Source organism: Aeromonas sp. 603607 (assembly GCF_049171595.1).
In the GTDB taxonomy this organism is placed as follows: Bacteria; Pseudomonadota; Gammaproteobacteria; order Enterobacterales; family Aeromonadaceae; genus Aeromonas; species Aeromonas veronii.
Genome location: NZ_JAAKOV010000006.1, coordinates 151165 through 173978, shown reverse-complemented (window position 1 = coordinate 173978; position 22814 = coordinate 151165). Strand labels below are relative to the sequence as shown.

General features: G+C 58.5%; 20 protein-coding genes and 3 tRNA genes. 6 read left to right on the top strand and 17 right to left on the bottom strand.

Annotated elements, in window-relative coordinates:
- Window positions 1–38: 38 nt before the first annotated feature.
- The 11 genes from rpoB to G5315_RS08295 form a co-directional block, all read right to left on the bottom strand.
- Window positions 39–4067, bottom strand: a complete 4029-nt coding sequence (gene rpoB, locus G5315_RS08345; protein ID WP_005339897.1) for a DNA-directed RNA polymerase subunit beta — start codon at window positions 4065–4067, stop codon at window positions 39–41.
- 224 nt (window positions 4068–4291) lie between these two features.
- Window positions 4292–4654, bottom strand: a complete 363-nt coding sequence (gene rplL, locus G5315_RS08340) for a 50S ribosomal protein L7/L12 (RefSeq protein WP_005341840.1) — start codon at window positions 4652–4654, stop codon at window positions 4292–4294.
- A gap of 51 nt (window positions 4655–4705) precedes the next feature.
- The gene (rplJ, locus tag G5315_RS08335; protein ID WP_216952230.1) at window positions 4706–5206 is read right to left on the bottom strand and encodes a 50S ribosomal protein L10; all 501 of its coding nucleotides are present in this window, start codon (window positions 5204–5206) and stop codon (window positions 4706–4708) included.
- Window positions 5207–5462: 256 nt separating this feature from the next.
- Window positions 5463–6164 (bottom strand): 50S ribosomal protein L1, encoded by a 702-nt coding sequence (gene rplA, locus G5315_RS08330; protein ID WP_005339888.1) that lies wholly within the window; start codon window positions 6162–6164, stop codon window positions 5463–5465.
- A gap of 4 nt (window positions 6165–6168) precedes the next feature.
- On the bottom strand, window positions 6169–6597 hold the full coding sequence (gene rplK / locus G5315_RS08325; protein WP_026456244.1) for a 50S ribosomal protein L11: 429 nt from the start codon (window positions 6595–6597) through the stop codon (window positions 6169–6171).
- Between the two features lie 134 nt (window positions 6598–6731).
- Entirely contained in the window at window positions 6732–7259 is a 528-nt protein-coding gene (nusG, locus tag G5315_RS08320; protein WP_019840195.1) for a transcription termination/antitermination protein NusG, read from the bottom strand.
- 33 nt (window positions 7260–7292) lie between these two features.
- Entirely contained in the window at window positions 7293–7664 is a 372-nt protein-coding gene (secE, locus tag G5315_RS08315; RefSeq protein WP_005341843.1) for a preprotein translocase subunit SecE, read from the bottom strand.
- 60 nt (window positions 7665–7724) lie between these two features.
- Window positions 7725–7801, bottom strand: a tRNA-Trp gene (locus G5315_RS08310).
- Between the two features lie 53 nt (window positions 7802–7854).
- Window positions 7855–9039 (bottom strand): elongation factor Tu, encoded by a 1185-nt coding sequence (gene tuf / locus G5315_RS08305; protein WP_074042664.1) that lies wholly within the window; start codon window positions 9037–9039, stop codon window positions 7855–7857.
- Window positions 9040–9207: 168 nt separating this feature from the next.
- Window positions 9208–9282: transfer RNA gene (locus tag G5315_RS08300), tRNA-Gly, on the bottom strand.
- A gap of 38 nt (window positions 9283–9320) precedes the next feature.
- A tRNA-Tyr gene (locus tag G5315_RS08295) sits at window positions 9321–9405 on the bottom strand.
- A 263-nt stretch (window positions 9406–9668) separates the two neighbouring features.
- Between G5315_RS08295 and coaA the strand changes: the two genes are divergently transcribed.
- Window positions 9669–10607, top strand: a complete 939-nt coding sequence (gene coaA / locus G5315_RS08290; RefSeq protein WP_005339877.1) for a type I pantothenate kinase — start codon at window positions 9669–9671, stop codon at window positions 10605–10607.
- Between the two features lie 81 nt (window positions 10608–10688).
- Here the strand turns inward: coaA and birA are convergent, their stop codons facing one another.
- Both birA and murB read right to left on the bottom strand, forming a co-directional pair.
- Complete coding sequence (gene birA, locus G5315_RS08285; RefSeq protein ID WP_127007063.1) at window positions 10689–11654, bottom strand: bifunctional biotin--[acetyl-CoA-carboxylase] ligase/biotin operon repressor BirA; 966 nt, start codon at window positions 11652–11654, stop codon at window positions 10689–10691.
- Window positions 11651–12688 carry a UDP-N-acetylmuramate dehydrogenase gene (murB, locus tag G5315_RS08280; protein WP_158110830.1) on the bottom strand — a complete coding sequence of 346 codons (1038 nt, stop codon included), beginning with the start codon at window positions 12686–12688 and terminating at the stop codon, window positions 11651–11653. Before murB ends, birA begins: the two co-directional genes overlap by 4 nt.
- Before the next feature lie 127 nt (window positions 12689–12815).
- Between murB and G5315_RS08275 the strand changes: the two genes are divergently transcribed.
- The gene (locus tag G5315_RS08275; RefSeq protein WP_005339863.1) at window positions 12816–13469 is read left to right on the top strand and encodes a potassium channel family protein; all 654 of its coding nucleotides are present in this window, start codon (window positions 12816–12818) and stop codon (window positions 13467–13469) included.
- Window positions 13466–14821: a TrkH family potassium uptake protein gene (locus tag G5315_RS08270; RefSeq protein ID WP_421332877.1), complete on the top strand. Its 1356-nt coding sequence runs from the start codon at window positions 13466–13468 to the stop codon at window positions 14819–14821. Before G5315_RS08275 ends, G5315_RS08270 begins: the two co-directional genes overlap by 4 nt.
- 40 nt (window positions 14822–14861) lie before the next feature.
- Here G5315_RS08270 and G5315_RS08265 read toward each other — a convergent pair whose 3' ends face one another.
- The gene (locus G5315_RS08265) at window positions 14862–15692 is read right to left on the bottom strand and encodes a cupin domain-containing protein (protein ID WP_421332876.1); all 831 of its coding nucleotides are present in this window, start codon (window positions 15690–15692) and stop codon (window positions 14862–14864) included.
- Window positions 15693–15793: 101 nt separating this feature from the next.
- Here G5315_RS08265 and G5315_RS08260 point away from each other — a divergent pair, with 101 nt between their 5' ends.
- Window positions 15794–16327 (top strand): carboxymuconolactone decarboxylase family protein, encoded by a 534-nt coding sequence (locus G5315_RS08260; protein ID WP_139412137.1) that lies wholly within the window; start codon window positions 15794–15796, stop codon window positions 16325–16327.
- Window positions 16328–16342: 15 nt separating this feature from the next.
- A complete protein-coding gene (locus G5315_RS08255; RefSeq protein ID WP_005341854.1) occupies window positions 16343–16783 on the top strand; it encodes a DUF417 family protein in 441 nt (146 codons plus the stop codon).
- Window positions 16784–16823: 40 nt separating this feature from the next.
- On the opposite strand, the gene G5315_RS08250 is transcribed toward G5315_RS08255, so the two are convergent.
- From G5315_RS08250 to G5315_RS08240, 3 genes are all read right to left on the bottom strand, one after another.
- A complete protein-coding gene (locus G5315_RS08250; protein ID WP_421332875.1) occupies window positions 16824–18797 on the bottom strand; it encodes a DNA topoisomerase III in 1974 nt (657 codons plus the stop codon).
- 67 nt (window positions 18798–18864) lie between these two features.
- Window positions 18865–19362 (bottom strand): response regulator, encoded by a 498-nt coding sequence (locus G5315_RS08245; RefSeq protein ID WP_005341867.1) that lies wholly within the window; start codon window positions 19360–19362, stop codon window positions 18865–18867.
- A 55-nt stretch (window positions 19363–19417) separates the two neighbouring features.
- Window positions 19418–21385 carry an ATP-binding protein gene (locus G5315_RS08240; RefSeq protein ID WP_421332874.1) on the bottom strand — a complete coding sequence of 656 codons (1968 nt, stop codon included), beginning with the start codon at window positions 21383–21385 and terminating at the stop codon, window positions 19418–19420.
- Window positions 21386–21661: 276 nt separating this feature from the next.
- Here G5315_RS08240 and G5315_RS08235 point away from each other — a divergent pair, with 276 nt between their 5' ends.
- The gene (locus tag G5315_RS08235) at window positions 21662–22792 is read left to right on the top strand and encodes a NapC/NirT family cytochrome c (RefSeq protein WP_005339847.1); all 1131 of its coding nucleotides are present in this window, start codon (window positions 21662–21664) and stop codon (window positions 22790–22792) included.
- The last annotated feature ends 22 nt before the right edge of the window (window positions 22793–22814 follow it).

The window sequence follows — 22814 nt, the reverse complement described above, 5'->3', positions numbered from 1 at the left end:
GGCGCCCACGTCAATTCTCGAACAATAAGAGCGAGCTCTTACTCTTCGTCCAGCTCGATGTTGATACCCAGAGAGCGGATTTCCTTCAGCAATACGTTGAAGGATTCGGGCATGCCCGGCTCCATACGGTGGTCGCCATCCACGATGTTCTTGTACATCTTGGTACGGCCATTCACATCGTCAGACTTGACGGTCAGCATCTCCTGCAGGGTATATGCCGCACCGTAAGCCTCCAGGGCCCACACTTCCATCTCACCGAAACGCTGACCACCGAACTGAGCCTTACCACCCAGCGGCTGCTGGGTAACCAGGCTGTAAGAACCGGTAGAACGCGCGTGCATCTTGTCGTCGACCAGGTGGTTCAGCTTGAGCATGTACATGTAACCAACGGTTACTTTACGCTCGAAGCGGTTACCGGTACGGCCGTCGAACAGATCAATCTGACCGGATTCCGGCAGATCGGCCAGCTTCAGCAGGGCTTTGATTTCGCGCTCTTTGGCACCATCAAACACTGGAGTAGCAACCGGCAGACCCTTACGCAGGTTACCCACCAGGGTACGTACGTCGTCGTCAGACAGTTCGGCGATGTTCACTTGCTGGGTGTCCTTCTCGCCCAGGTCATAGACCTGTTGCAGGAAGTTGCGCATCTCGTGCAGCTCGCGCTGCTCTTTGACCATGCGATCGATCTTCTCGCCGATACCCTTGGCCGCAAGGCCCAGGTGCACTTCGAGGATCTGACCGATGTTCATACGGGATGGTACGCCCAACGGGTTCAGTACGATGTCGACCGGACGGCCGAACTCGTCATGAGGCATATCCTCGACCGGACAGATCTTGGAGATAACACCCTTGTTACCGTGACGGCCCGCCATCTTGTCACCCGGCTGGATGCGACGCTTGACTGCCAGATAAACCTTGACGATTTTCAGTACGCCCGGTGCCAGATCATCACCCTGGATAATCTTGCGACGCTTGTTCTCGAATTTCTTGTCGAACTCGGCTTTCAGCTCAACGTGCTGTTCAGCGATCTGTTCCAGTTCGGTCTGCTTGCCTTCGTCTTCGATGGCCAGTTCAAACCACTTGGAGCGATCGAGCTTGTTCAGACGATCTTCGCTGTAACCGGCGGCCAGCAGCAGGTTGCGGGAGCGGCCGAAAATGCCGTCTTCCAGGATCTTGAACTCTTCGGTCAAGTCCTTCTTCGCTTCCTTCAGCTGCATCTCTTCGATTTCTTTGGCGCGCTTGTCTTTTTCCACGCCATCGCGGGTAAAGACTTGCACGTCAACCACGGTACCGTACACACCGTTCGGTACACGCAGGGAGGAGTCCTTCACATCGGACGCCTTCTCACCGAAGATGGCGCGCAGCAGCTTCTCTTCCGGCGTCAGCTGGGTTTCACCTTTCGGGGTTACCTTACCGACCAGAATGTCGCCGCCCTTCACTTCGGCACCCACGTAGACGATACCGGACTCGTCCAGCTTGGACAGAGCGGCTTCACCCACGTTCGGGATGTCAGCAGTGATCTCTTCCGGACCCAGCTTGGTGTCACGGGAGATACAGGCCAGTTCCTGGATATGGATGGTGGTCAGGCGATCTTCCTGAACAACACGCTCGTTCACCAGGATCGAGTCTTCGAAGTTGTAACCGTTCCACGGCATGAACGCGACGCGCATGTTCTGACCCAGCGCCAGTTCACCCAGATCGGTGGACGGGCCGTCAGCCAGTACGTCGCCAGCCATGACCGGCTCACCCAACATCACGCAAGGACGCTGGTTGATACAGGTGTTCTGGTTGGAACGGGTGTATTTGGTCAGGTTGTAGATGTCGATACCGGCTTCGCCTGGCATCAGCTCATCTTCATTGACCTTCAGGACGATACGGGAGGCATCGACATAGTCGATTACGCCGCCACGCTTGGCCACTACGGTTACACCGGAGTCAACGGCCACAGCGCGTTCCATACCGGTACCTACCAGCGGCTTGTCAGCACGCAGAGTCGGTACAGCCTGACGTTGCATGTTTGAACCCATCAATGCGCGGTTCGCGTCATCGTGTTCCAGGAACGGGATCAGAGCGGCTGCCACAGATACGATCTGCTGCGGGCTCACGTCCATATACTGGATCTGGTCGGCGTTCATAAAGGTGGATTCACCTTTGTGACGGCACGGGATCAATTCATCTTTCAGACGGCCATCTTCGGTGGTCGCGGCGTTAGCCTGTGCGATCACGTACTTGCCTTCTTCAATAGCAGACAGGTAGTCCACTTCGTCGGTGATCACACCGTCAATGACCTTGCGGTACGGGGTCTCGAGGAAACCGTACTCGTTGGTACGAGAGTACACGGACAGAGAGTTGATCAGACCGATGTTCGGACCTTCAGGAGTCTCGATAGGGCACAGACGACCGTAGTGGGTCGGGTGTACGTCTCGGACTTCAAAGCCGGCACGCTCACGAGTCAAACCGCCCGGGCCCAGCGCGGAAATTCGACGCTTGTGGGTCACTTCGGAGAGCGGGTTGTTCTGGTCCATAAACTGGGACAGCTGGCTGGAACCAAAGAACTCTTTGACTGCGGCGGAGATCGGCTTGGCGTTGATCAGATCCTGCGGCATCAGGGTGTCCAGGTCGCCCAGGGAGAGACGCTCCTTGACCGCACGCTCGACACGCACCAGACCGACGCGGAACTGGTTTTCAGCCATTTCACCGACAGAACGGATACGACGGTTACCCAAGTGGTCGATATCGTCCACTTCGTCGTTACCGTTACGGATGTCGATCAGGCGCTTCATCACATCGACGATGTCGTCTTTGGTCAGTACACCTGCGCCAGTCTCGTCTTCACGACCCAGACGGCGGTTGAACTTCATCCGACCTACGGTAGACAGGTCGTAACGCTCGGCGGAGAAGAACAGGTTTTCGAACAGCTGTTCTGCAGCTTCGCGAGTAGGCGGCTCGCCCGGACGCATCATGCGATAGATCTCGACCAGCGCTTCCAAACGGTTGGAGCTGGAGTCGACACGCAGGGTCTCGGACATGTAAGCACCGTGATCCAGTTCGTTGGTGAACAGAACCTCGAAATGCTTGAAGCCGGCCTGGGACAGGTTGGCGATCGCTTCCAGGCTCAGTGCCTGGTTGGCGGTCACGACCATCTCGCCAGTTTGCGGATGTGCGTAGTCCTTGGCAGCAACTTTGCCAACAACATACTCAACCGGTACCTCAATTTGGGTAACGGCGTCTTTTTCCAACTGACGGATGTGACGCGCAGTCACACGACGACCGGTCTCAACCACCACGGCGCCATTGGCCACGATGTCAAAGGTCGCAGTTTCACCACGCAGACGCTCCGGCACCAGATCCATCATCAACTTGCCATCTTTTACTTCAAAACCGATGGTCTCGAAGAAGGTGGCCAGGATTTGTTCGGAAGTGAAGTCCAGGGCGCGCAGAATAATGGATGCTGGCAGTTTGCGACGACGGTCGATACGGACAAACAGGTTGTCTTTCGCATCGAACTCGAAGTCCAGCCAGGAGCCACGGTAGGGGATAACGCGAGCGTTATACAGCACCTTACCGGATGAATGTGTTTTGCCTTTATCGTGGTCGAAGAAGACGCCCGGGCTGCGGTGCAGCTGGGAAACGATAACCCGCTCGGTACCATTGATAACAAAGGTGCCGTTCTCGGTCATGAGCGGAATTTCGCCCATGTATACTTCTTGTTCCTTGATGTCTTTGACGGTGCCGGCAGCTGCTTCACGGTCGTACAGAACCATACGAAGCTTGACACGCAGCGGCGCGGAGTAGGTCACTCCACGGATCTGGCATTCTTTTACGTCAAATACCGGCTCACCCAGGCGATAGCTGACATACTGAAGCTCAGCACTACCGGAGTAACTGGTGATCGGGAAAACGCTACGGAAAGCGGCCTCTAGGCCATATTCACCTTCCGGGTCAGCCTCGATGAACTGCTTGAAGGAGTCCAGCTGAATGGACAACAGATAAGGCGTGTCCAGTACCTGGTCTCGCTTACCGAAGTCCTTACGAATGCGTTTTTTTTCGGTATAAGAGTAAACCATAGGGTTCCTCAGCTCGCTGATAAGTGACCCACTCTGTCCCGCGGGACAGCTCTGTCTCAACACCGTTTTGTGTTGGCCCGGACGAAAGAAGACAGTCCGGATTGCTGGTGCACCGAGAGTCGTAAACGGTGTGAAATGCTCTCAGTCTACAGCGCAAAAAGGCTGGTGAACAAAAATTCACCAGCCCTAGCCTGTTTTATCAGGCTAATCTACATAAATGCAGATTATTTGATCTCAACAGAAGCACCGGCAGCTTCCAGCTCTTTCTTCAGAGCTTCAGCTTCGTCTTTGGAGACGGCTTCTTTCAGGTTAGCCGGAGCAGCTTCTACCAGATCTTTGGCTTCTTTCAGGCCCAGACCGGTGGCGCCACGAACGGCTTTGATGACGGCAACTTTGTTGGCACCGGCAGCAGTCAGAACTACGTCGAACTCGGTCTTCTCTTCTACTGCTTCAGCGGCCGGACCGGCAGCAACAGCAACAGCGGCAGAAACACCGAATTTCTCTTCCATAGCTTCGATCAGCTCAACAACTTCCATTACGGACATGGAAGCAACGGCTTCGATGATTTGGTCTTTAGTGATAGACATGACAAAAATTCCTGATGTTGAATAAACTCAAACAGCCTAAATAGGCGAGAATCAAGCAGCAGCTTGCTTCTGATCACGCACAGCAGCGATGGTACGAACCAGCTTGCCAGCAGAGGCTTCTTTCATAGTCGCCATCAACTTCGCAATTGCTTCGTCGTAGGTCGGCAGCGTGGCCAGACGATCAATTTGTGCTGCGGCGATAAACTCACCGTTAAAAGCGCCAGCCTTGATTTCGAACTTTTGGTTCGCTTTGGCAAACTCTTTGAACAGACGAGCAGCAGCGCCCGGGTGTTCGTTAGAGAAAGCAATCAAGGTAGGACCGGTAAATGCGTCGTTCAGGCACTCGTATTCGGTACCTTCTACCGCGCGACGCAGCAGGGTGTTACGCACAACGCGCATGTACACACCGGCTTCACGAGCGGTTTTACGCAGGACGGTCATCTTGTCTACAGTGACACCGCGAGAATCGGCAACAACTGCAGAAAGAGCGCCTTTGGCAGCTTCGTTGACTTCAGCAACAATTGCCTTTTTGTCTTCGAGTCCCAATGCCATTGGCTTAACTCCTGGATTGAATCCGGGTCAAATGACCCAGTACTGACACATCCCCCCTACCTTTACAACAGAGGGGAACGATGCGGTAGCAGGATTCCAGAAGAGAAAGAATCTTTCTCGCTGGGTTTCCGGCACCGTCTACGCAGGAAACATTAAGGCTTTACAGCCTCCTGCGGTCTTGGACGGAGGTCGAAACCCCCAACCAATCAAGGCGCAAAATTATAGATTAAATTTTGCGCCTTGTAAAACCCATCAATTAGGCCTGAGCTTCCAGAGAAGCTTGGTCTACGGCAACACCGGCACCCATGGTGGTGGAGATGCTGACTTTCTTGATGAATTGACCTTTGGCGGAAGAGGGCTTGCCTTTTTTCAGGGCAACCAGCAGAGCTTCCAAGTTTTCTTTCAGCTGAACTTCGTTGAAAGAAACCTTACCCAGAGTGGTATGGATGATACCATTCTTGTCGTTACGGTAACGAACCTGACCAGCCTTGGCGTTCTTGACAGCTTCGGCAACGTTAGGAGTTACAGTACCAACTTTCGGGTTCGGCATCAGGCCGCGCGGGCCCAGGATTTGACCCAGTTGACCAACAACGCGCATGGCATCCGGGGATGCGATAACTACGTCGAAGTTCATCTCGCCTTTCTTAACCAGATCGGCCAGGTCATCCATACCTACCAGGTCAGCACCGGCAGCTTTAGCTGCTTCGGCATTGGCACCTTGGGTAAATACGGCAACGCGTACATCACGACCGGTACCGTGCGGCAGTACAGTAGCACCACGTACGTTCTGGTCAGATTTACGAGCGTCGATACCCAGGTTGACAGCAACGTCAACGCTTTCAACGAACTTGGCGGTAGCCAGTTCTTTCAGCAGGGCAATGGCTTCGTTGATGGAGTACTCTTTGGTACCGTCAACTTTTTCGCGAATAACGCGCATACGCTTGGAAAGTTTAGCCATTGTCTTAATCCTCCACTACCAGACCCATGGAACGAGCGGAGCCTGCGATGCAACGTACTTTTGCATCCAGATCGGCACCGGTCATATCCGGTTCTTTGGTCTTGGCGATTTCTTGCAGCTGGGCTACGGTCACCTTACCAACCTTGTCTTTGTTCGGCTTGGCAGAACCAGACTTGATGCCAGCAGCTTTCTTCAGCAGGAAGGAAGCAGGCGGAGTCTTGGTTTCGAAGGTGAAGGAACGGTCGCTGTAAACGGTGATCACGACCGGGGTCGGTGAACCTTTTTCCAGCTTTTCTGTACGAGCGTTGAACGCCTTACAGAATTCCATGATGTTAACACCGTGTTGACCCAGTGCAGGACCAACGGGAGGAGACGGGTTGGCTGCACCAGCAGCAACCTGCAGCTTGATATAAGCTGTGACTTTCTTAGCCATTAGGAAATTACCTCAAAAATGGGTTCTAGCGCCTCGGAGACATGCTCCTGCAAACGGCTCCCCAACTAATAAAGGGGCAGCGAATTATAGAGATATTCGCTGCCCCTGACAACTGTTGAGTGAACAGAAATCAATCAGCCCTTTTCGACCTGACCGAAATCCAGCTCAACGGGAGTAGAACGACCGAAGATCAGTACAGAAACCTTCACGCGGCTCTTCTCGTAGTCCACCTCTTCAACGGTTCCATTGAAGTCGGCAAACGGACCATCGGCAACCCGCACCATTTCACCCGGTTCAAACAGGGTTTTCGGACGCGGCTTGTCGTGGGCATCCTGCAGACGGTTCAGGATGGCATCGGCCTCTTTGTCGGAGATCGGTGCCGGACGGTCGGAAGTACCGCCGATGAAGCCCATGACGCGCGGTACGTTACGCACCAGGTGCCATGTGGTTTCATCCATGATCATCTGAACCAGGACATAGCCCGGGAAAAACTTGCGCTCACTCTTGCGCTTCTGGCCTGCACGCATCTCGACCACTTCTTCGGTCGGGACCAGTACTTCACCGAACATGTCTTCCATGCCATGCATCTTGATATGCTCGCGCAGGGATTTGGCGACACGGCCTTCATAGCCGGAAAACGCCTGCACGACATACCATCTCATACGCTGTTCACGTTGTTCAGTCATGGCTTATCCTTACACACCGGTAATCAGGTTGACCAACCAGACCAAGGCGCCGTCCAGAACGAACAGCAGCAGCCCCATCACGGCGGTCACAGCCAGCACAATCAGGGTTGTCTGAATGGCTTCCTGACGGGTTGGCCATACGACCTTGCGGACTTCCAGGCGAGACTCACGGGCGAATGCCAGTGTTGCCTTCCCTTTGGTGGTTTGCAGGGCTACTGCACCGGCAGCAGCGATGACAATGACCACACCCAAGGCGCGGACGGCAGCAATAACATCGCTCAGTAGATAATTACCTACTACAGCGGCCACCAGGATAATGAAAACCAGGCCCCAAAGCAGGGTATCCTTGCTTCCGCCCTGGTTCTCAGAACTAACACTCATACAACCCACCTGTATCTGACGTAACCAAAGACACAAAAGCCCCGTACGAGACGAGGTATATGGCAGGGGCGGCAGGACTCGAACCCGCAACCATCGGTTTTGGAGACCGCTGTTCTACCAATTCGAACTACGCCCCTGCATAAGAAAGCCCCTATTATAGGGGCTTTGCTTTATTTATGTAAGCCAAAGATTAAGCGATAACTTTAGCTACAACACCAGCACCTACGGTACGGCCACCTTCACGGATAGCGAAACGCAGGCCGTCATCCATCGCGATCGGCGCAATCAGGGTAACAACCATCTTGATGTTGTCGCCCGGCATTACCATCTCTACGCCTTCCGGCAGTTCGATGGTACCGGTCACGTCGGTAGTACGGAAGTAGAACTGCGGACGGTAGCCTTTGAAGAACGGGGTATGACGACCACCTTCTTCTTTGGACAGTACGTACACTTCAGATTCGAACTTGGTGTGCGGCTTGATGGTGCCCGGCTTGGCCAGTACCTGACCACGCTCTACGTCTTCACGCTTCACGCCACGCAGCAGTGCACCGATGTTCTCGCCTGCACGACCTTCGTCCAGCAGCTTACGGAACATTTCAACGCCGGTACAGGTGGTCTTGGTGGTATCTTTGATACCCACGATTTCCACTTCTTCACCAACTTTAACGATACCGCGCTCTACACGACCGGTTACTACGGTACCACGGCCAGCGATAGAGAATACGTCTTCGATCGGCATCAGGAACGGCTGGTCAATCGCACGCTCCGGCTCCGGAATGTAGCTGTCCAGGTGGCCAGCCAGTTCCAGGATCTTCTCTTCCCACTGAGCTTCGCCTTCCAGCGCTTTCAGTGCGGAACCACGGACTACCGGCAGGTCATCACCCGGGAAGTCGTACTCGGACAGCAGTTCGCGAACTTCCATCTCGACCAGTTCCAGCAGCTCTTCGTCATCTACCATGTCACACTTGTTCATGAACACGATGATGTACGGAACGCCTACCTGACGACCCAGCAGGATGTGCTCACGAGTCTGCGGCATCGGGCCGTCAGTCGCTGCTACTACCAGGATCGCGCCGTCCATCTGGGCAGCACCGGTGATCATGTTTTTAACGTAGTCGGCGTGACCCGGGCAGTCTACGTGTGCGTAGTGACGGGTAGCGGTGTCGTATTCTACGTGGGAGGTGTTGATGGTGATACCACGCTCACGCTCTTCCGGTGCCTTGTCGATCTGGTCGAAGGCGAAAGCTTTACCACCGAAGTGCTTGGCCAGCACGTTGGTGATAGCTGCAGTCAGGGTGGTTTTACCGTGGTCAACGTGGCCGATGGTACCCACGTTAACGTGCGGTTTATTACGCTCAAATTTTTCTTTAGACATGATCGTCCCTCTAAACTAACGCTGAGTACGCGGTGGCAAGCTAACCACAGAACAGTTTATATGATGGATTTGAATCTGGTGGGAAAGAGAGAGGTACTGATGGCTGGTTCGCTTGCCGAACTCACCCTAGGGTGCGGCTCTGCTAACGCCTGAGCCATATCAGCATCTTGGAGCGGGCAGCGGGAATCGAACCCGCATCATCAGCTTGGAAGGCTGAGGTAATAGCCATTATACGATGCCCGCATTTCTCTAACCCAAAGAACTCAAACCGCAGAGAAATATGGTGGAGGGAGAAGGATTCGAACCTTCGAAGGCAGAGCCGTCAGATTTACAGTCTGATCCCTTTGGCCGCTCGGGAACCCCTCCAGACGCCAGATTGTCACAACGGTAATTCTGCTTGCACCCGTTGTGTTTATCGCTTTTGCACGGCAAATAGACGACAGACAGTCAAGCGTCGCGCATTTTATTGTAAGGTTTTGGGGGATGCAACCATTGAACCCGGCAAAATATGCTTTATTGCTGGGAAGTTTGCAAAAAAGCGGGGGCAAACAAGCCAATCCTGCTGCGTCCCTTGTCGCTCCCCCACCCTTGGTGTATGGTCGCCGTGCCCAAGAAACAGTGATGACACCATGACGACAGAGCATAACCCCTATCTGCAATTCACCCGCGAACAATGGGCGTTATTGCGCGATTCGGTCCCCCTGACCCTGACCGAACACGATCTGCAGACCCTGCGCGGGATCAACGAGAAGGTGTCATTGCGGGAAGTGGAAGAGATCTATCTGCCTCTCTCCCGCCTGCTCAATCTCTATGTCAAAGCCAAACAGCGTCGCAGCCGGGTGCTGGAGCAGTTTCTCGGCCAGTCCCGCGGCAAGGGCACCTATATTATCAGCATTGCCGGCAGCGTGGCGGGGGGCAAAAGCACCACGGCCCGTATTCTGCAGGCCCTGTTGGAGCGCTGGCCGGAACATCCGCGGGTGGAGCTGGTCACCACCGACGGCTTCCTCTATCCCAACAAGGTACTGGAAGAGCGCGGCCTGATGCGCCGCAAGGGGTTCCCGGAATCCTACGACATCCGCCATCTGGTGGAATTTGTCGCCAACATCCGCGCTGGTCACGAGAAGGTCGAAGCGCCGGTTTACTCCCACCTTATCTACGACATCATTCCCGATGAGAAGAAGGTGGTGGAGCAGCCGGACATTCTGATCCTGGAAGGGCTCAATGTGCTGCAAAGCGGCATGGATTATCCTCAGGAGCCCCATCGGGTCTTCGTGTCGGACTTTGTCGACTTCTCCATCTATGTGGATGCCGATGCCGAACTGCTGCGTACCTGGTATATCGAACGCTTCCTGAAATTCCGCAGCGGCGCCTTCTCGGATCCCGACTCCTACTTCCATAACTACGCCAAGCTGGCGGAGAGTGAGGCGACCCAGATCGCCAGCAACATCTGGCAAGATATCAACTATCTGAATTTGCAAGAAAATATCCTGCCAACGCGTGAGCGTGCCAACCTGATCATGACCAAGGGCCATGAGCACGCCATCGAACAGATCAAGCTGCGCAAATGATGACTGCAGTTGCCGGATAACGAAGAGGGGGCCCGCGGGCCCCCTCTTCTTGTTTGGTATCATGAGCGGCCTTGCTGACCCTCAGTCGCCCCGGCGCAGGGAGAGTTCACCACCCAGATAGAACTTGGTGCCCTCCTCCGTATCCAGTCGCAGGGCGCCGCGATCGTCGATGCCACGAGCGATGCCGCGGATCTCCTGATCCCCCATCAGCAGGCGCACCGGGCGACCGGCAAAGTGATCGAGCCGGTTCCACTCATCGACAAAGCTTGCCAGCCCCTGCTGCTCAAAGGTGTGCAGCGCCCGCTGCAGATGGACGATCATCCGGGCTGCCAACTGATTGCGATCGACCAGCTCGGGATTGATGTGGCGCAGCTCGGCCCAGGCCTGATCGATCTTCTCACCTTCGCGGGCAGGCATCGCCAGATTGAGACCGATGCCGATCACCAGATGACAGCTGGCCCCGGCGCTACCGCTCATCTCTACCAGAATGCCCGCCAGCTTGCGGCCCTGATAGTAGAGGTCGTTCGGCCACTTGAGCTCAACACCTTGATAACCAAGGCTCTCCAGCGCTTCAACCACTGCCACGCCGACCGCCAGACTCAGCCCCATGGCCGCCGCCATGCCTTGTTCGAGTCGCCAGTACATGCTGAGGATCAGCTGGCAACCAAACGGCGAAATCCAGGGTTTGCCACGACGACCGCGCCCGGCTGTCTGACACTCGGCCAGACAGCTCTCGCCAGAGCGCAGCTCATTGACCCGATCCAGCAGGTGTTGATTGGTCGAGCCAATGACCGGAAAACAGTGCACCGGTGCCATCGGGGCCAGTGCCTGCAAGGTAGCCTGATCATAGAGCGCCATCGGCACCGCCAACCGGTAGCCCTTGCCGGTCAGGCTAAAGAGATCCAACCCCAGCTCCTTGAGCGCCGCCATGTGTTTGCTCACCGCCGCCCGGCTGATGCCGAGCTGCTCACCCAGCTGTTCGCCGGAGTGAAACTGGCCGTCGCTAAGCAGGGTGATCAGGGTCTGTCTGATGGGAGTCAACGTCATGAGAGCACCTCGTCGAGCCAGGTTTCACCATGCGCACCCATAAAGCGCACCTCGTGCTCCAGCACCACGCCAAACGTCTGCTCCACGCTGTCGCGGACATGAGCCGCCAGCGCGATCAGCTCCATGGCACTGGCGCCCCCCAGATTGACCAGCACCAGCGCCTGCTCCTGATGAACAGCGGCACGGCCAATGGCGAAACCTTTCAAACCGCACTGATCGATGAGCCAGCCCGCCGCCAGCTTGGCCTGCCCTTCTCCAGCCGGATAGCAGGGCATCTGCGGATAGCGCGCCTTGAGATTCTCCGCCAGCGCGGCAGGCACCACCGGATTCTTGAAGAAGCTGCCCGCATTGCCGAGCACCGCAGGATCCGGCAGCTTGGCCATGCGGGTGGCACAGACGGTATCGAAGATGGCCTGCGCCGAAGGCGCGTCACCGAGCGCAGCCAGTGGGCCATAGCCCTGCACCGGTTGCCACGCCTTGGGCAGTTTGAGCCCGACGGCGGTGATCAGGTGGGAATCCTGATACTCGTGTTTGAAGATGCTGTCGCGATAACCGAAGCGGCACTCTGCCGCCGCGATCCGTTCAATCTCGCCACTCTGCCAGTTGAACGCCTCGACATAGGCGCAGAAGTCGGCCAGCTCAACGCCATAGGCACCGATGTTCTGCACCGGCGCGGCACCGACCGTACCGGGAATGAGCGCCAGATTCTCTAGCCCGAACCAGCCCTGTTGCAAGGTATGGCGCACCAGCTGATGCCAATCTTCACCGGCCGCCACATGGAGCAACCAGTGATCGCCACCATCTTCAGCGGTAATCCCCTTGAGCCGGTTGAGCACCACCAGACCGAGAAAATCGGTGGTGAAGAGCATATTGCTGCCGCCGCCCAGATTGAGGCGAGGCAACTGGTTGAGTTGTGGATCAGCACGCAGGGTCGCCAGATCGGCAACCTGCTCCACCTCGGCCAGCCAGAGGCAATACGCATCGAGGGCAAGGGTGTTGAGCTTCAACAAGGAGGCGTTGGCATTCAGTTTCATCGGTCTATCCCGGCTTGGTGCAAGGGCGCAGTCTACCTCAAGTTGCCCCATGACGAAAAACCCGAGCCCTTTTCGGGGGAATAGCAGTGGTTTAGAGTAGGCGACTTCAACTGCTGAGGAATAACTCATGAACAACCAGTTTGCCGTCATCGGCCTGGGCCTGTTTGGCAGCGCGCTGTGCGAAGAGCTGCAACGGCAAGATGCCGAAGTACTGGCCATCGATATCGACGAGAGCAAGACCCGGCAAATCGCCGCCCTCTGCAATCACGTTATCGTGGCCGACGCCACCGATGAGGCCACCGTGGCCGAGCTGGGACTGGCCAATTTCGATATCGTCTTCGTTGCCATCGGTGACAACCTGGAGACCAGCATCCTCACCACCCTCGTCTTGAAAGAGGCGGGCGTGAAGAAGGTGTGGGTCAAGGCGCGCGACAAGTTCCACGCCAAGATCCTGCAGAAAGTGGGCGCCGACAAGGTGATCAACCCGGAGTGGGACATGGGCCGCCGGGTCGCCCAGAGCATGCTGGACAACCGGCTGTTCGACTATCTGGAGCTGGGCCACGACATGGTGCTGACCGAGTTCGTGATTGGCCTGCAACAGAATGGCCGGGAACTAGGCGACTTCCATCTGCTGCAACAGAGCGATTTCCAGCTGCTCGCCATCAAGCGTGGTGACGTGCTGCACAACGTGCTGACCGGCAAGATGGAGCTGCAACTGGGCGACATCCTGATCCTGGCGGGCAACAAGCACGCCATCGACCACTGGCTCGAAACCCTATGATCAACTGGCGCAGCAGCTACGCCTTCGCCCTCCATCGGGAGCAGGACTCTCGCTGGAGCGAAGCCCGGCTGATCCTCGGCAGCTTTCTGATCATTCTGCTGATTGGCACCATCTTTCTGGTGCAACCCTCCAGCCACAATGGCGAGGTTACCTTCGTCAACGCCCTGTTTACCGCCACCTCGGCCATCAGCGTGACAGGTCTTGGCGTGGTGGATACCGGCACCGCCTTCACCCTGCAGGGGCAGATTTTCCTGTTGATGCTGATGGAGATCGGCGGTCTGGGCCAGATGACCATGACCCTGCTGCTGATCGCCATCTTCAGCAAGCGGGTCGGTCTGCGCCAACAGGTACTGGCCAAGGAGGCGCTGGGACAGGAGGGCTCGGTCAACATCATTCAGCTGGTCAAACGCATCGTGCTGTTCGCCTTTATTGCCCAGCTAATCGGCACCGGCATCATGGCGATCCGCTGGGTGCCCGAGATGGGGTGGGTGCACGGCCTCTATGTCAGCTTCTTCCACGCAGTATCGGCCTTCAACAACGCCGGGTTTTCGCTGTTTGCCAACAACCTCATGGACTATAGGGACGACCCCATCATCAGCCTGACCATCGCCGGTCTGCTGATCCTGGGGGGGATCGGCTTTACCGTCATCGTCGATCTGGTGCGCAACCGCCGCTGGCGCAAGCTGAAGCTGCACAGCAAGCTGATGCTGCTGATGACCCCGGCGCTGCTGCTGGCCGGTACCCTGATGTTCTGGCTGCTGGAACACAACAACCCCGGCACCCTCGGCAAGGCCGGTGTCGGTGGCCAGCTGCTGGCTGCCTTCTTCCAGTCTGCCAGTGCCCGTACCGCCGGTTTCAATACCATAGATATCGGGCAGATGACCCCGGCGGCGCTGCTGTTTCTGATGATGCTGATGTTTATCGGTGCCGGTGCCACCTCCACCGGTGGCGGCATCAAAGTCACCACCTTCGCAGTCGTGCTGCTGGCAACCAAGGCGTTTCTGACCAAACGGCCCCATGTCACCGCTTTTGGCCGCACCCTGTCGCCCCAGATCGTGACCCGATCGCTGGCCATCATCATCGTCAGCACCATGGTGCTGATGCTGGCGATGTTCCTGCTGATGGTGACCGAGGATCTGCCGTTCGACAAAATCATGTTCGAGACCATCTCGGCATTTGCCACCGTCGGCCTCTCCACCGGCATCACCGCCTCCCTGAGCGAGCCGGGCAAGCTGATCCTGGTGCTGGTGATGATCTGCGGCCGTCTCGGCCCCCTGACCCTGGCCTTTATGCTGGCCCGCCCGGTCGAGACCCGCATCCGTTATCCGGAAGAGAACGTCTATACCGGCTGACCGGTTATGAACTCGGGGCAGCCACTGGCTGCCCCATTTTTTATTCGGCTTGTTGTTGCGTCTTGAGCCAGCGCCCCGGGCTCACCCCCAGCTCCCGCTCGAATGCCCGACCAAAGGCAACACTGCTGCTGTATCCCGCACCCAGCGCCACCTGCACCATGGGCTCCCCCGCCAGCAGTTGCTGGCAGGCGCGCGCCATGCGCCAGTGGGTCAGATAACCAAGCGGCGCTTGACCGACCCGCTCCTGAAACCTCGCGGCAAAGCGGGCCCGCGACATGCCGGCCTCCCGCGCCAGCGTGGCCACCGTCCAGGGTTCATCCCCACGCTGATGCATCACCGAGATCGCCTTGGCCAACTGGGGATCGGAAATACCTGCCAGCATCCCCTGCTGACACCCCCCTTGCTCGACCAGATGACGCAGCAGCAGGATCAACAGTACCTCCAGCAAGCGGGAGATCAGCGGATCCTGCCCGTAGCGGGGGTGAAACGCCTCGTCAAACAACTGGTTCAGCACCGGCGTCAGGGCAGGCAACTCACGTAGCGGCAGCACCAGCGAGCCCGGCAATGCCAGTTGCAACGGCGATGATCCCCCCTTGCCGAATGCGACATTGGCGCACACCAAATCACAACCCCCCAGCGTTCTGGGTTCAAGCTTGTGAGGACGTCCCCGGGGGAACAGGATCAGGGTCGGCTCCTCGAGTAGCAAGCTGGCGCCCCCCTCTTCACGCAACATGACGGCGCCACTGCGCAGCAGATGAAGATGTCCGCCACTCGGATAATCATCACTGGAGGAGTTCTGGCACAGGTTGCCGGCGAAGAAGATCTTGGCTTCGGGGGAGGCATGAACCAACAGGGCGGAGAGCGGATCCATATTTGAGACGAATAGTATTTATTTGCAGACGATGAGTGATAAACCGTATCACGAATGACGGCACACTGTCTCCCGTACCTTCACTACCACAGGAGAAGATCATGAGCCGTATCCAACCCGTATCCCAACCGCAACCCGCAGCCGCCCAGACCCTGGCTACCCTGCAACGCAATCTGGGCATGGTGCCCAACCTCTACGCCACTCTGGCCCACTCGCCAGCCCTGCTCAATGGCTTCCTGGCCTTTGCCGAGGCGCTTGGCAAGGGGCGCCTCACAGCCCCACAACGGGAGTTGCTGGCACTGGCCATAGGTCAAGCCAACGCCTGCCAATACTGTTTGTCTGCCCACACACTACTGGCGGGCAAGGCCGGATTCTCGGCCCAGGAGATCCGGGCTGCCCGACTCGGCCAGGCCTCGGCTCCCCTTGATCACGCCCTGCTGCAACTGGCAACAGCGCTGGTCAGTCAGCGCGGGGTGATCAGTGACGAGCAGCTTGCTAGCGCCCGTGCCGCAGGCGTAGATGACGAGCTGCTGCTGGAGGTGCTCGGCCAGGTGGTGGTCAATACCCTGACCAACTATGGCAACCACCTGGCGGCGACCGAGATCGACTTCCCGCCCGTCACTCTGACCCCTTAAACAAGGAGCCCCCCCATGCAGCAACATGACAAAGGCTTTCTGGTCGCCCTGGCGGGCGTGGTATTGACCCTGCTCTGGATCGGCGTCTTCAAGTTTACCCCGACAGAGGCAGCCGCCATCAAACCACTGGTAGCCAGCCACCCCTTGATGAGCTGGCTCTATGGCCCCCTGTCGGAACAGAGCGTATCGAACCTGATCGGGGTGGTCGAGATAGTGATCGCCATCGGGCTGGTCGTGGGTCTGTGGCAACCTCGCATCGGTTACTGGTGCAGCATGGGGGCTATCGTCACCTTCCTGGCGACGCTGAGCTTCCTGCTGACCCTGACAGGTGTCTGGAAAGTGGTTGATGGCGTGCCAGTCACCGAGTTCTTCCTGTTCAAGGATCTGGTGTTTCTCGGTGTGGTTCTGCACTACCAGCACAGGATCCGTGCCAGCTTGTCCACTCAGGCAGCCTGACAACAATGCCTTTGGCGCCCGGGATGGGCGCCTTTTTTCGTTATGCAGCCCTGGTCTGGTGCTTGCTGGCCGTCTTGCGCGGTCGGGGCCCGCCAGTCGTGCTGGCCGCCGGACTCTTGCGCCTGGTAAAACGCCGCTTGCCGGCACCCGGCGCCTCCTTGGGCAGGGCGCTGAAGCTGGCGCCGGAGTCCTGCCGCGCCCCTTCAATCAGGCCGTTGAGCTGCTCGGTGAGCGGCCCCATAAACTGCTGGTAGCTGCCGTGACGCTCGGCGATCTGGCCGAGGCTCTGCTCCCACAGCGCCGTCATATCCGGCGTGGTGGCAGTAGCAGGCAGCGCCTGCACCAGCGCCCGCCCGGTCGGGGTCGCCTTGATGCTCTTGCCCTGACGCACCAGAAAGCGGCGCTTGAACAGCAGGTCGATGATACCCGCCCGGGTCGCTTCTGTGCCGAGGCCATCGGTGTCGCGCAGGGTCTTGCGGATCTCGGGATCCTGCACATAACGAGCGATGCCGGTCATAGCCGCCAGCAGGGTGGCATCGGTGAACGACTTGGGCGGCTGGGTCATCTTCTCCTGCAGTTCGCCCCGCTCGCACAGCAGTTGCTCTCCCTCTTTCAGCGCAGGCAGCGTGCCCGCCTTCTCTTCGTCGTCATCCTCCTCCACTCCGAGCAGCGCCTTCCAGCCCGCTTTGAGAATGCGCCGTGCCTTGGCCTGAAACAGACCACCAGCGATGCGCAGCAGCACCTTGCTGTCGTTGTATTCGAACGGGGGATAGAACTGCAGCAGGTACTGGCGGGCAATCAGGCCATAGAGCTTCGCCTCGTCGGCCCCCAGCGTGGCGGGGTTGCCCTGCTTCTCGGTGGGGATAATGGCGTGGTGGGCATCCACCTTGCTGTCGTTCCACGCCTTGCTGCGGATCTTGCCGTCTGCCTCGCTCACCGCCTTGGCCAGCGCGGGCGCAGTAGCGGCGATGGCGCCGCGCACCTGCTCGGCCCGCTTGAAATGGTCGGTCGGCAGATAGCGGCTATCGGAGCGCGGATAGGTGATGAGCTTGTGGCGCTCGTAGAGGCTCTGGCAGATATCGAGCACCCGCTTGGCATCCATGCCGAAGCGCTTGGCGGCATCGATCTGCAGGCTGGAGAGGTTGTAAGGCAGCGGCGCCGCCTGCTTGCGGGCCTGCTCCTCCACCGATTCGACTTGCGCAGGCTGGCCGTTGATCCGGCTCACCACCTTGTCGGCCAGCGCCCGGTTGAGCACCCGCCCCTCCTCGTCCTGCCACGGCAGACAGGCTTCCGATGGCAGCCACTTGGCGGTGAAGCGCTCGTTGCCCTCGGTCAGCAGATGGGCCAGCACCTCGTAGAAGGGTTTGGGCACGAAGGCCTCGATCTCGAGATCCCGCCGCACCACCAGCCCCAGCAGCGGGGTCTGCACCCGGCCAACCGAGAGCAGCTCACTGCAACCCGCCTTGCGTCCGAGCAGGGTGTAGGCGCGGGTCATGTTGATGCCATAGAGCCAGTCAGCCCGACTGCGAGCCAGCGCGGAGACCGCCAGCGGCACGAACTCCTTGTTGTCCCGCAGCTTCTCGAGGGCGCGGCGCACCGCGGGCGGGTTGAGATCGCTGATGAGACAACGCTGCACCGGCTTGGTTTTCGGGTAGCCGAGAAAGTCGATCACCTCGTCCACCAGCAGTTGGCCTTCCCTATCCGGGTCACCGGCGTTGACCACGCAGTCCGCCTGCTTGATCAGCCGCTTGATGACGGTGAGCTGGGTTTTGGTCTTGGGCTTGGCCACCAGCTGCCACTGGGCGGGGATGATGGGGAGATGCTCCATCCGCCACTGCTTGAAGGCGGCGTCATAGGCATCGGGCTCGGCCTGCTCCAGCAGATGGCCGATACACCAGGTGACCACATCCCCTTGGGCTGTTTCGATAAAACCGTCGCCCTTCTTGTGGGGCTTGGGCAGGGCATCGGCAATGGCGCGGCCCAGCGTGGGCTTCTCGGCGATAAAGAGTCGCATCGGTGGCTACCTGCAATACTGTATATGCAGACAGTATACAACTGCCACCGCGAAAGCCCAACTGCCCCTATTCGTCGAACGGGTGATCGTGGATGGCGGCAAACAGCCGCGCCTGATTGAGCAGCGGCGCATAGTGGAAGGCATTTTCGCCATCTTCCGCCAGCAGATAGTCGGTCAGCTGTTCGCGCACCGCCTCTTGCAGGGTCTCCAGCTTCCACGGCTTGGCGAGGTAGTAGTGCAACCCGCCGCGATTGACCGCTTCGACAGTGGCCTCCAGCCCCGCTTGTCCGGTCAGCAGCAATTTGCGGCTGGCACGGGTGGAGGCTCGCCGGTTCAGCTCCACCAGAAAATCGACCCCCAGGGTTCCCGGCATGATGTGGTCACAGAGGATCAGCGCCAGCTTGTTGCCGTCGCGCTCCCACTCCTCCACCACCGCTCGCGCCTCATCGACGCTCTCGGCGGCTTCCAGTTCGAAGTGGGAACGGAACGGGGCGAGATCGTGGATCACCGCATCCAGCACCTCCCGCTCATCGTCCACACACAGGATCAGATAGTGTTTGTTCATTGCTCCTCCTTGGCGACATGGTTTGGCACGCCGCGCGATTGATGCTGGCGACGGCTCAGGCCGCATGCTCCTTGTTATGATGAGGTTCGCCCCCGTAACCGGCCTGCCCCATGCCGTCCAGCGGCAGACAGACCCGCATCCGGGTGTAACGGCCCGGTTCGGAGGCCACCTCAATCCGGCCGTGGTGCTGCTGAACTATCTGCAGCGAAACGCTCAGACCGATACCGAGGCCGAAATGGCCCTCCCGCTTGGTGGTGAAGTTGAGATCGAAGATCCGCTGCCACAGCTCGGGCTCGATGCCGCAACCGCTATCCTCGATCTCTACCATGACCCACTCGGGATCCAGCAATCCGGTGCGAATGGTGAGTCGCCCCGGGCCGCTCATGGCATCCAGACTGTTGGCGATGAGGTTGGTCCACACCTGTTGCAGGGCGATGGGGTGACAGCGCACCAGCGGCAGCGGCTGGTACTCCTTGCAGAGCTCATGATGCTTGAGGCGGTTTTCGAAAATCATCAGGGTATCTTCCAGCCCCTCGTGCAGGTCCACCAGCGAGGGCTCGGCCCGATCCTGCCGGGCATACTGCTTGAGGCTCTTGACCAGATCGCCGATGCGACGGGCACACACTTCGATATTGCGCAGGAAGCTGCCGGTCTGCTGGAACAGCTCCAGCCGGGAGAGCAACGCCTCTCGCTCGTCGGCAGTGCGGCTGGCAAACCAGCGCTGCCAGTTCAGCTCGTCATCCAGATTCATCTGCACCGCCAGCCGCGCCTGCTGACGATCGCCAAAGCGCCCCTCCGCCAGCCGGGTCTTGTCACGGATCTCGCTGGTCGAGACCGGCTGGGAGGAGAGCGCCTGACAGAGGGTCTGGTTGCCCAGCCCCTTGATGGTTGCTGGCAGCTCGAGATTGACCAGATCGGGGATGGCGGCCCGCAGGGTCTCGCTGCCACGGATAATGGCCGCCACCGGGTTGTTCAGCTCGTGGGCGACACCGGCCACCAGTTGACCCAGCATCGCCATTTTTTCGCTCTCCACCAGCTGGGCGTGAGCGGCATCGAGTGAGTTGAGGGTCTGTTGCAGCCGCATCTCGGTGCGGATGCTGTTTTGCAGACGGCGGTTGAAGTGGCGCAGCAGCAGGTTGGTAAAGGAGGGGAGCAGTTCGCTGCGCGCCTGCATCACCCGGGAGAATTGCAGCTTGTCGAGCTTGATCACCTCGGCACCGGTCAGGGTCACGCCGGTGGTGAAGGCGGGTTCGCCAGTCACAAAGGACATGCCCCCCACCAGCGAACCGGTACGGTAGTGCACCACCTCCTGATCGATCCCCTGCTCGTCCCGCTTGCGCAGCACCACCTCCCCCTTGGCGATAAACCAGAGGAAGCTGTTGGGCTCCCCCTCGCGGGTCAGCACATGGCCCGGACTGTAGTGACGGCAGACCCGCTCCTCGTCATTGCCCTCGAAAAACTGGTAGAGGCCGTCGATCACCACCCGCGACAGCTCTTCATCGCTGCAGTGGGTGTAATCCATAAAGCCCTGCCGATAGGCTGCCAACTGGCGATCGACGTGGGCTCGCAGCAGCTTCTGGTTGTCGAGCACGGCGGCATAGCTCAGCAGGTCCGCCTCGGGACGCTGCAATACAAAGTGGCTCGCCTGCTCAATCACCGCCCGGCGCAGGCTGCCATCGCGCCAGGGGCGTTGCAGGTAGTAGTCGAGACGACCGAGGTTCACCGCCTCGATGATCGATTTCATCTCCGGCTGGCTGCCCAGCAGGATCTTGCGGCACGCCTCGTGACGGCTGCCGAGGCGGATCAGAAAATCGGCCCCTCGCCCATCCCCCAGCTCGCTGTCACACACCACCACGGCGGGTGGCTGCCCCTTGCGATCCAACTCGTCCAAGGCCAGCTCCGCCGACCCCTGACCGACCACCACCACCAGCGCGAAATGGCCGAGCAGCGGAGCCAACTCCTGTTCGAATTCGGCCAGCAGTTGCACGTTGGCGGCGACACACAGCAGCGAGAAAGGGCTCATCAGCGACACTCCGTTGAGGCTCACTGCTCACTATATCAGCGAATCTTGTGGGGTTTTGCGAGGGGGCTAACAGCTGTCGCGGAAAGTGCACAAATAGATAAAACAGAAAACAACTGAACTTAATTCGACAATTAAATCAATAACAAAACAAAAGACAAAATGTGACAATAATCAAAAATATAAACCATGATGGAGGTCAACGCCTTATCCCTGTCATTACTACTACTATTGGACTAGTACTATGTAGGTAATTATTGACCGTAGGAAAACGCCGCCATGATTGGAAAACTGATAAGAAAAACCTGGTTCTGGCTCCTGCTGCTCGGGGCCCTGCTGGGTGTCGCGGCACTGGGTGTCACCGTGACCGTGCTGCACAAGACCAGCTCCACCGAATTCTGCGTCTCCTGCCACTCCATGCAGACTCCGCTCGCCGAGTATCAGGGCAGTGTCCACTTCCAGAACACCAAGGGGATCCGCGCCGAGTGCGCCGACTGCCACATCCCGGGCGACCCCACCTCCTACCTGTGGACCAAGATCCGCGCCGTGAAGGATATCTATCACGAGGCGATCGGCACGCTGGATACCCCGGAAAAGTATGAAGCCCACAAGCTGCGGATGGCCCAGTCCGTCTGGGACGAGCTGAAAGCCAACGACTCCGCCACCTGCCGCAGCTGCCACAGCTACGAGGCGATGGACATTCTGGCCCAGCGCCCCAATGCCCGTGCCGAGCACCCGGTCGCCATCAAGGAAGGCCAGACCTGTATCGACTGCCACCGCGGTGTCGCCCACATCATGCCTGACATGAGCGGCCTGGCTGCCGCCGGTGCCAGCGAGCTGGCGCAGGCTGCGGCCCAGACCCCGGCCAACGTCACCACCCGTTACGCCATCGCCACCACCCCGCTGTTCCTCGATGCCGCCGCCAAGACCGACGAAGGTACCCTGATGCCTTCGACCAAGGTGGAAGTGCTGGCCAACGAAAACGGCCGCGCCAAGGTGCAGATCGAAGGCTGGCAACAGGATGGTGTGAGCGAAGTATTCTACGCCGCACCGGGCAAACGGATCCTCAGCGTACTGGTCGGCGATGCCGCCAAGAAAGCGCTGGTCACCGGCCAGAGCGAAACCGACAGCGCCACCAACCTCACCTGGCATCAGGTCAAGCTGACCGCCTGGGTCGACCAGAGCCAGCTTATCGGCGATCAGGGCAAGCTGTGGCAATACGCCTCCACCCTGATGTCCAACAACTGTACCGGCTGCCACGGCCTCACCGCGCTGGATCACTTCAATGCCAACCAGTGGATCGGCGTCATCAAGGGGATGGAATCTCGCACCTCCCTGACCCCGGAACAGGCTCGCATGTTGACCCAGTATGTCCAGAAACACGCCAGTGACATGAGCGCGGCCCACTAAGGCTGGCACAGAGGAAAACCGT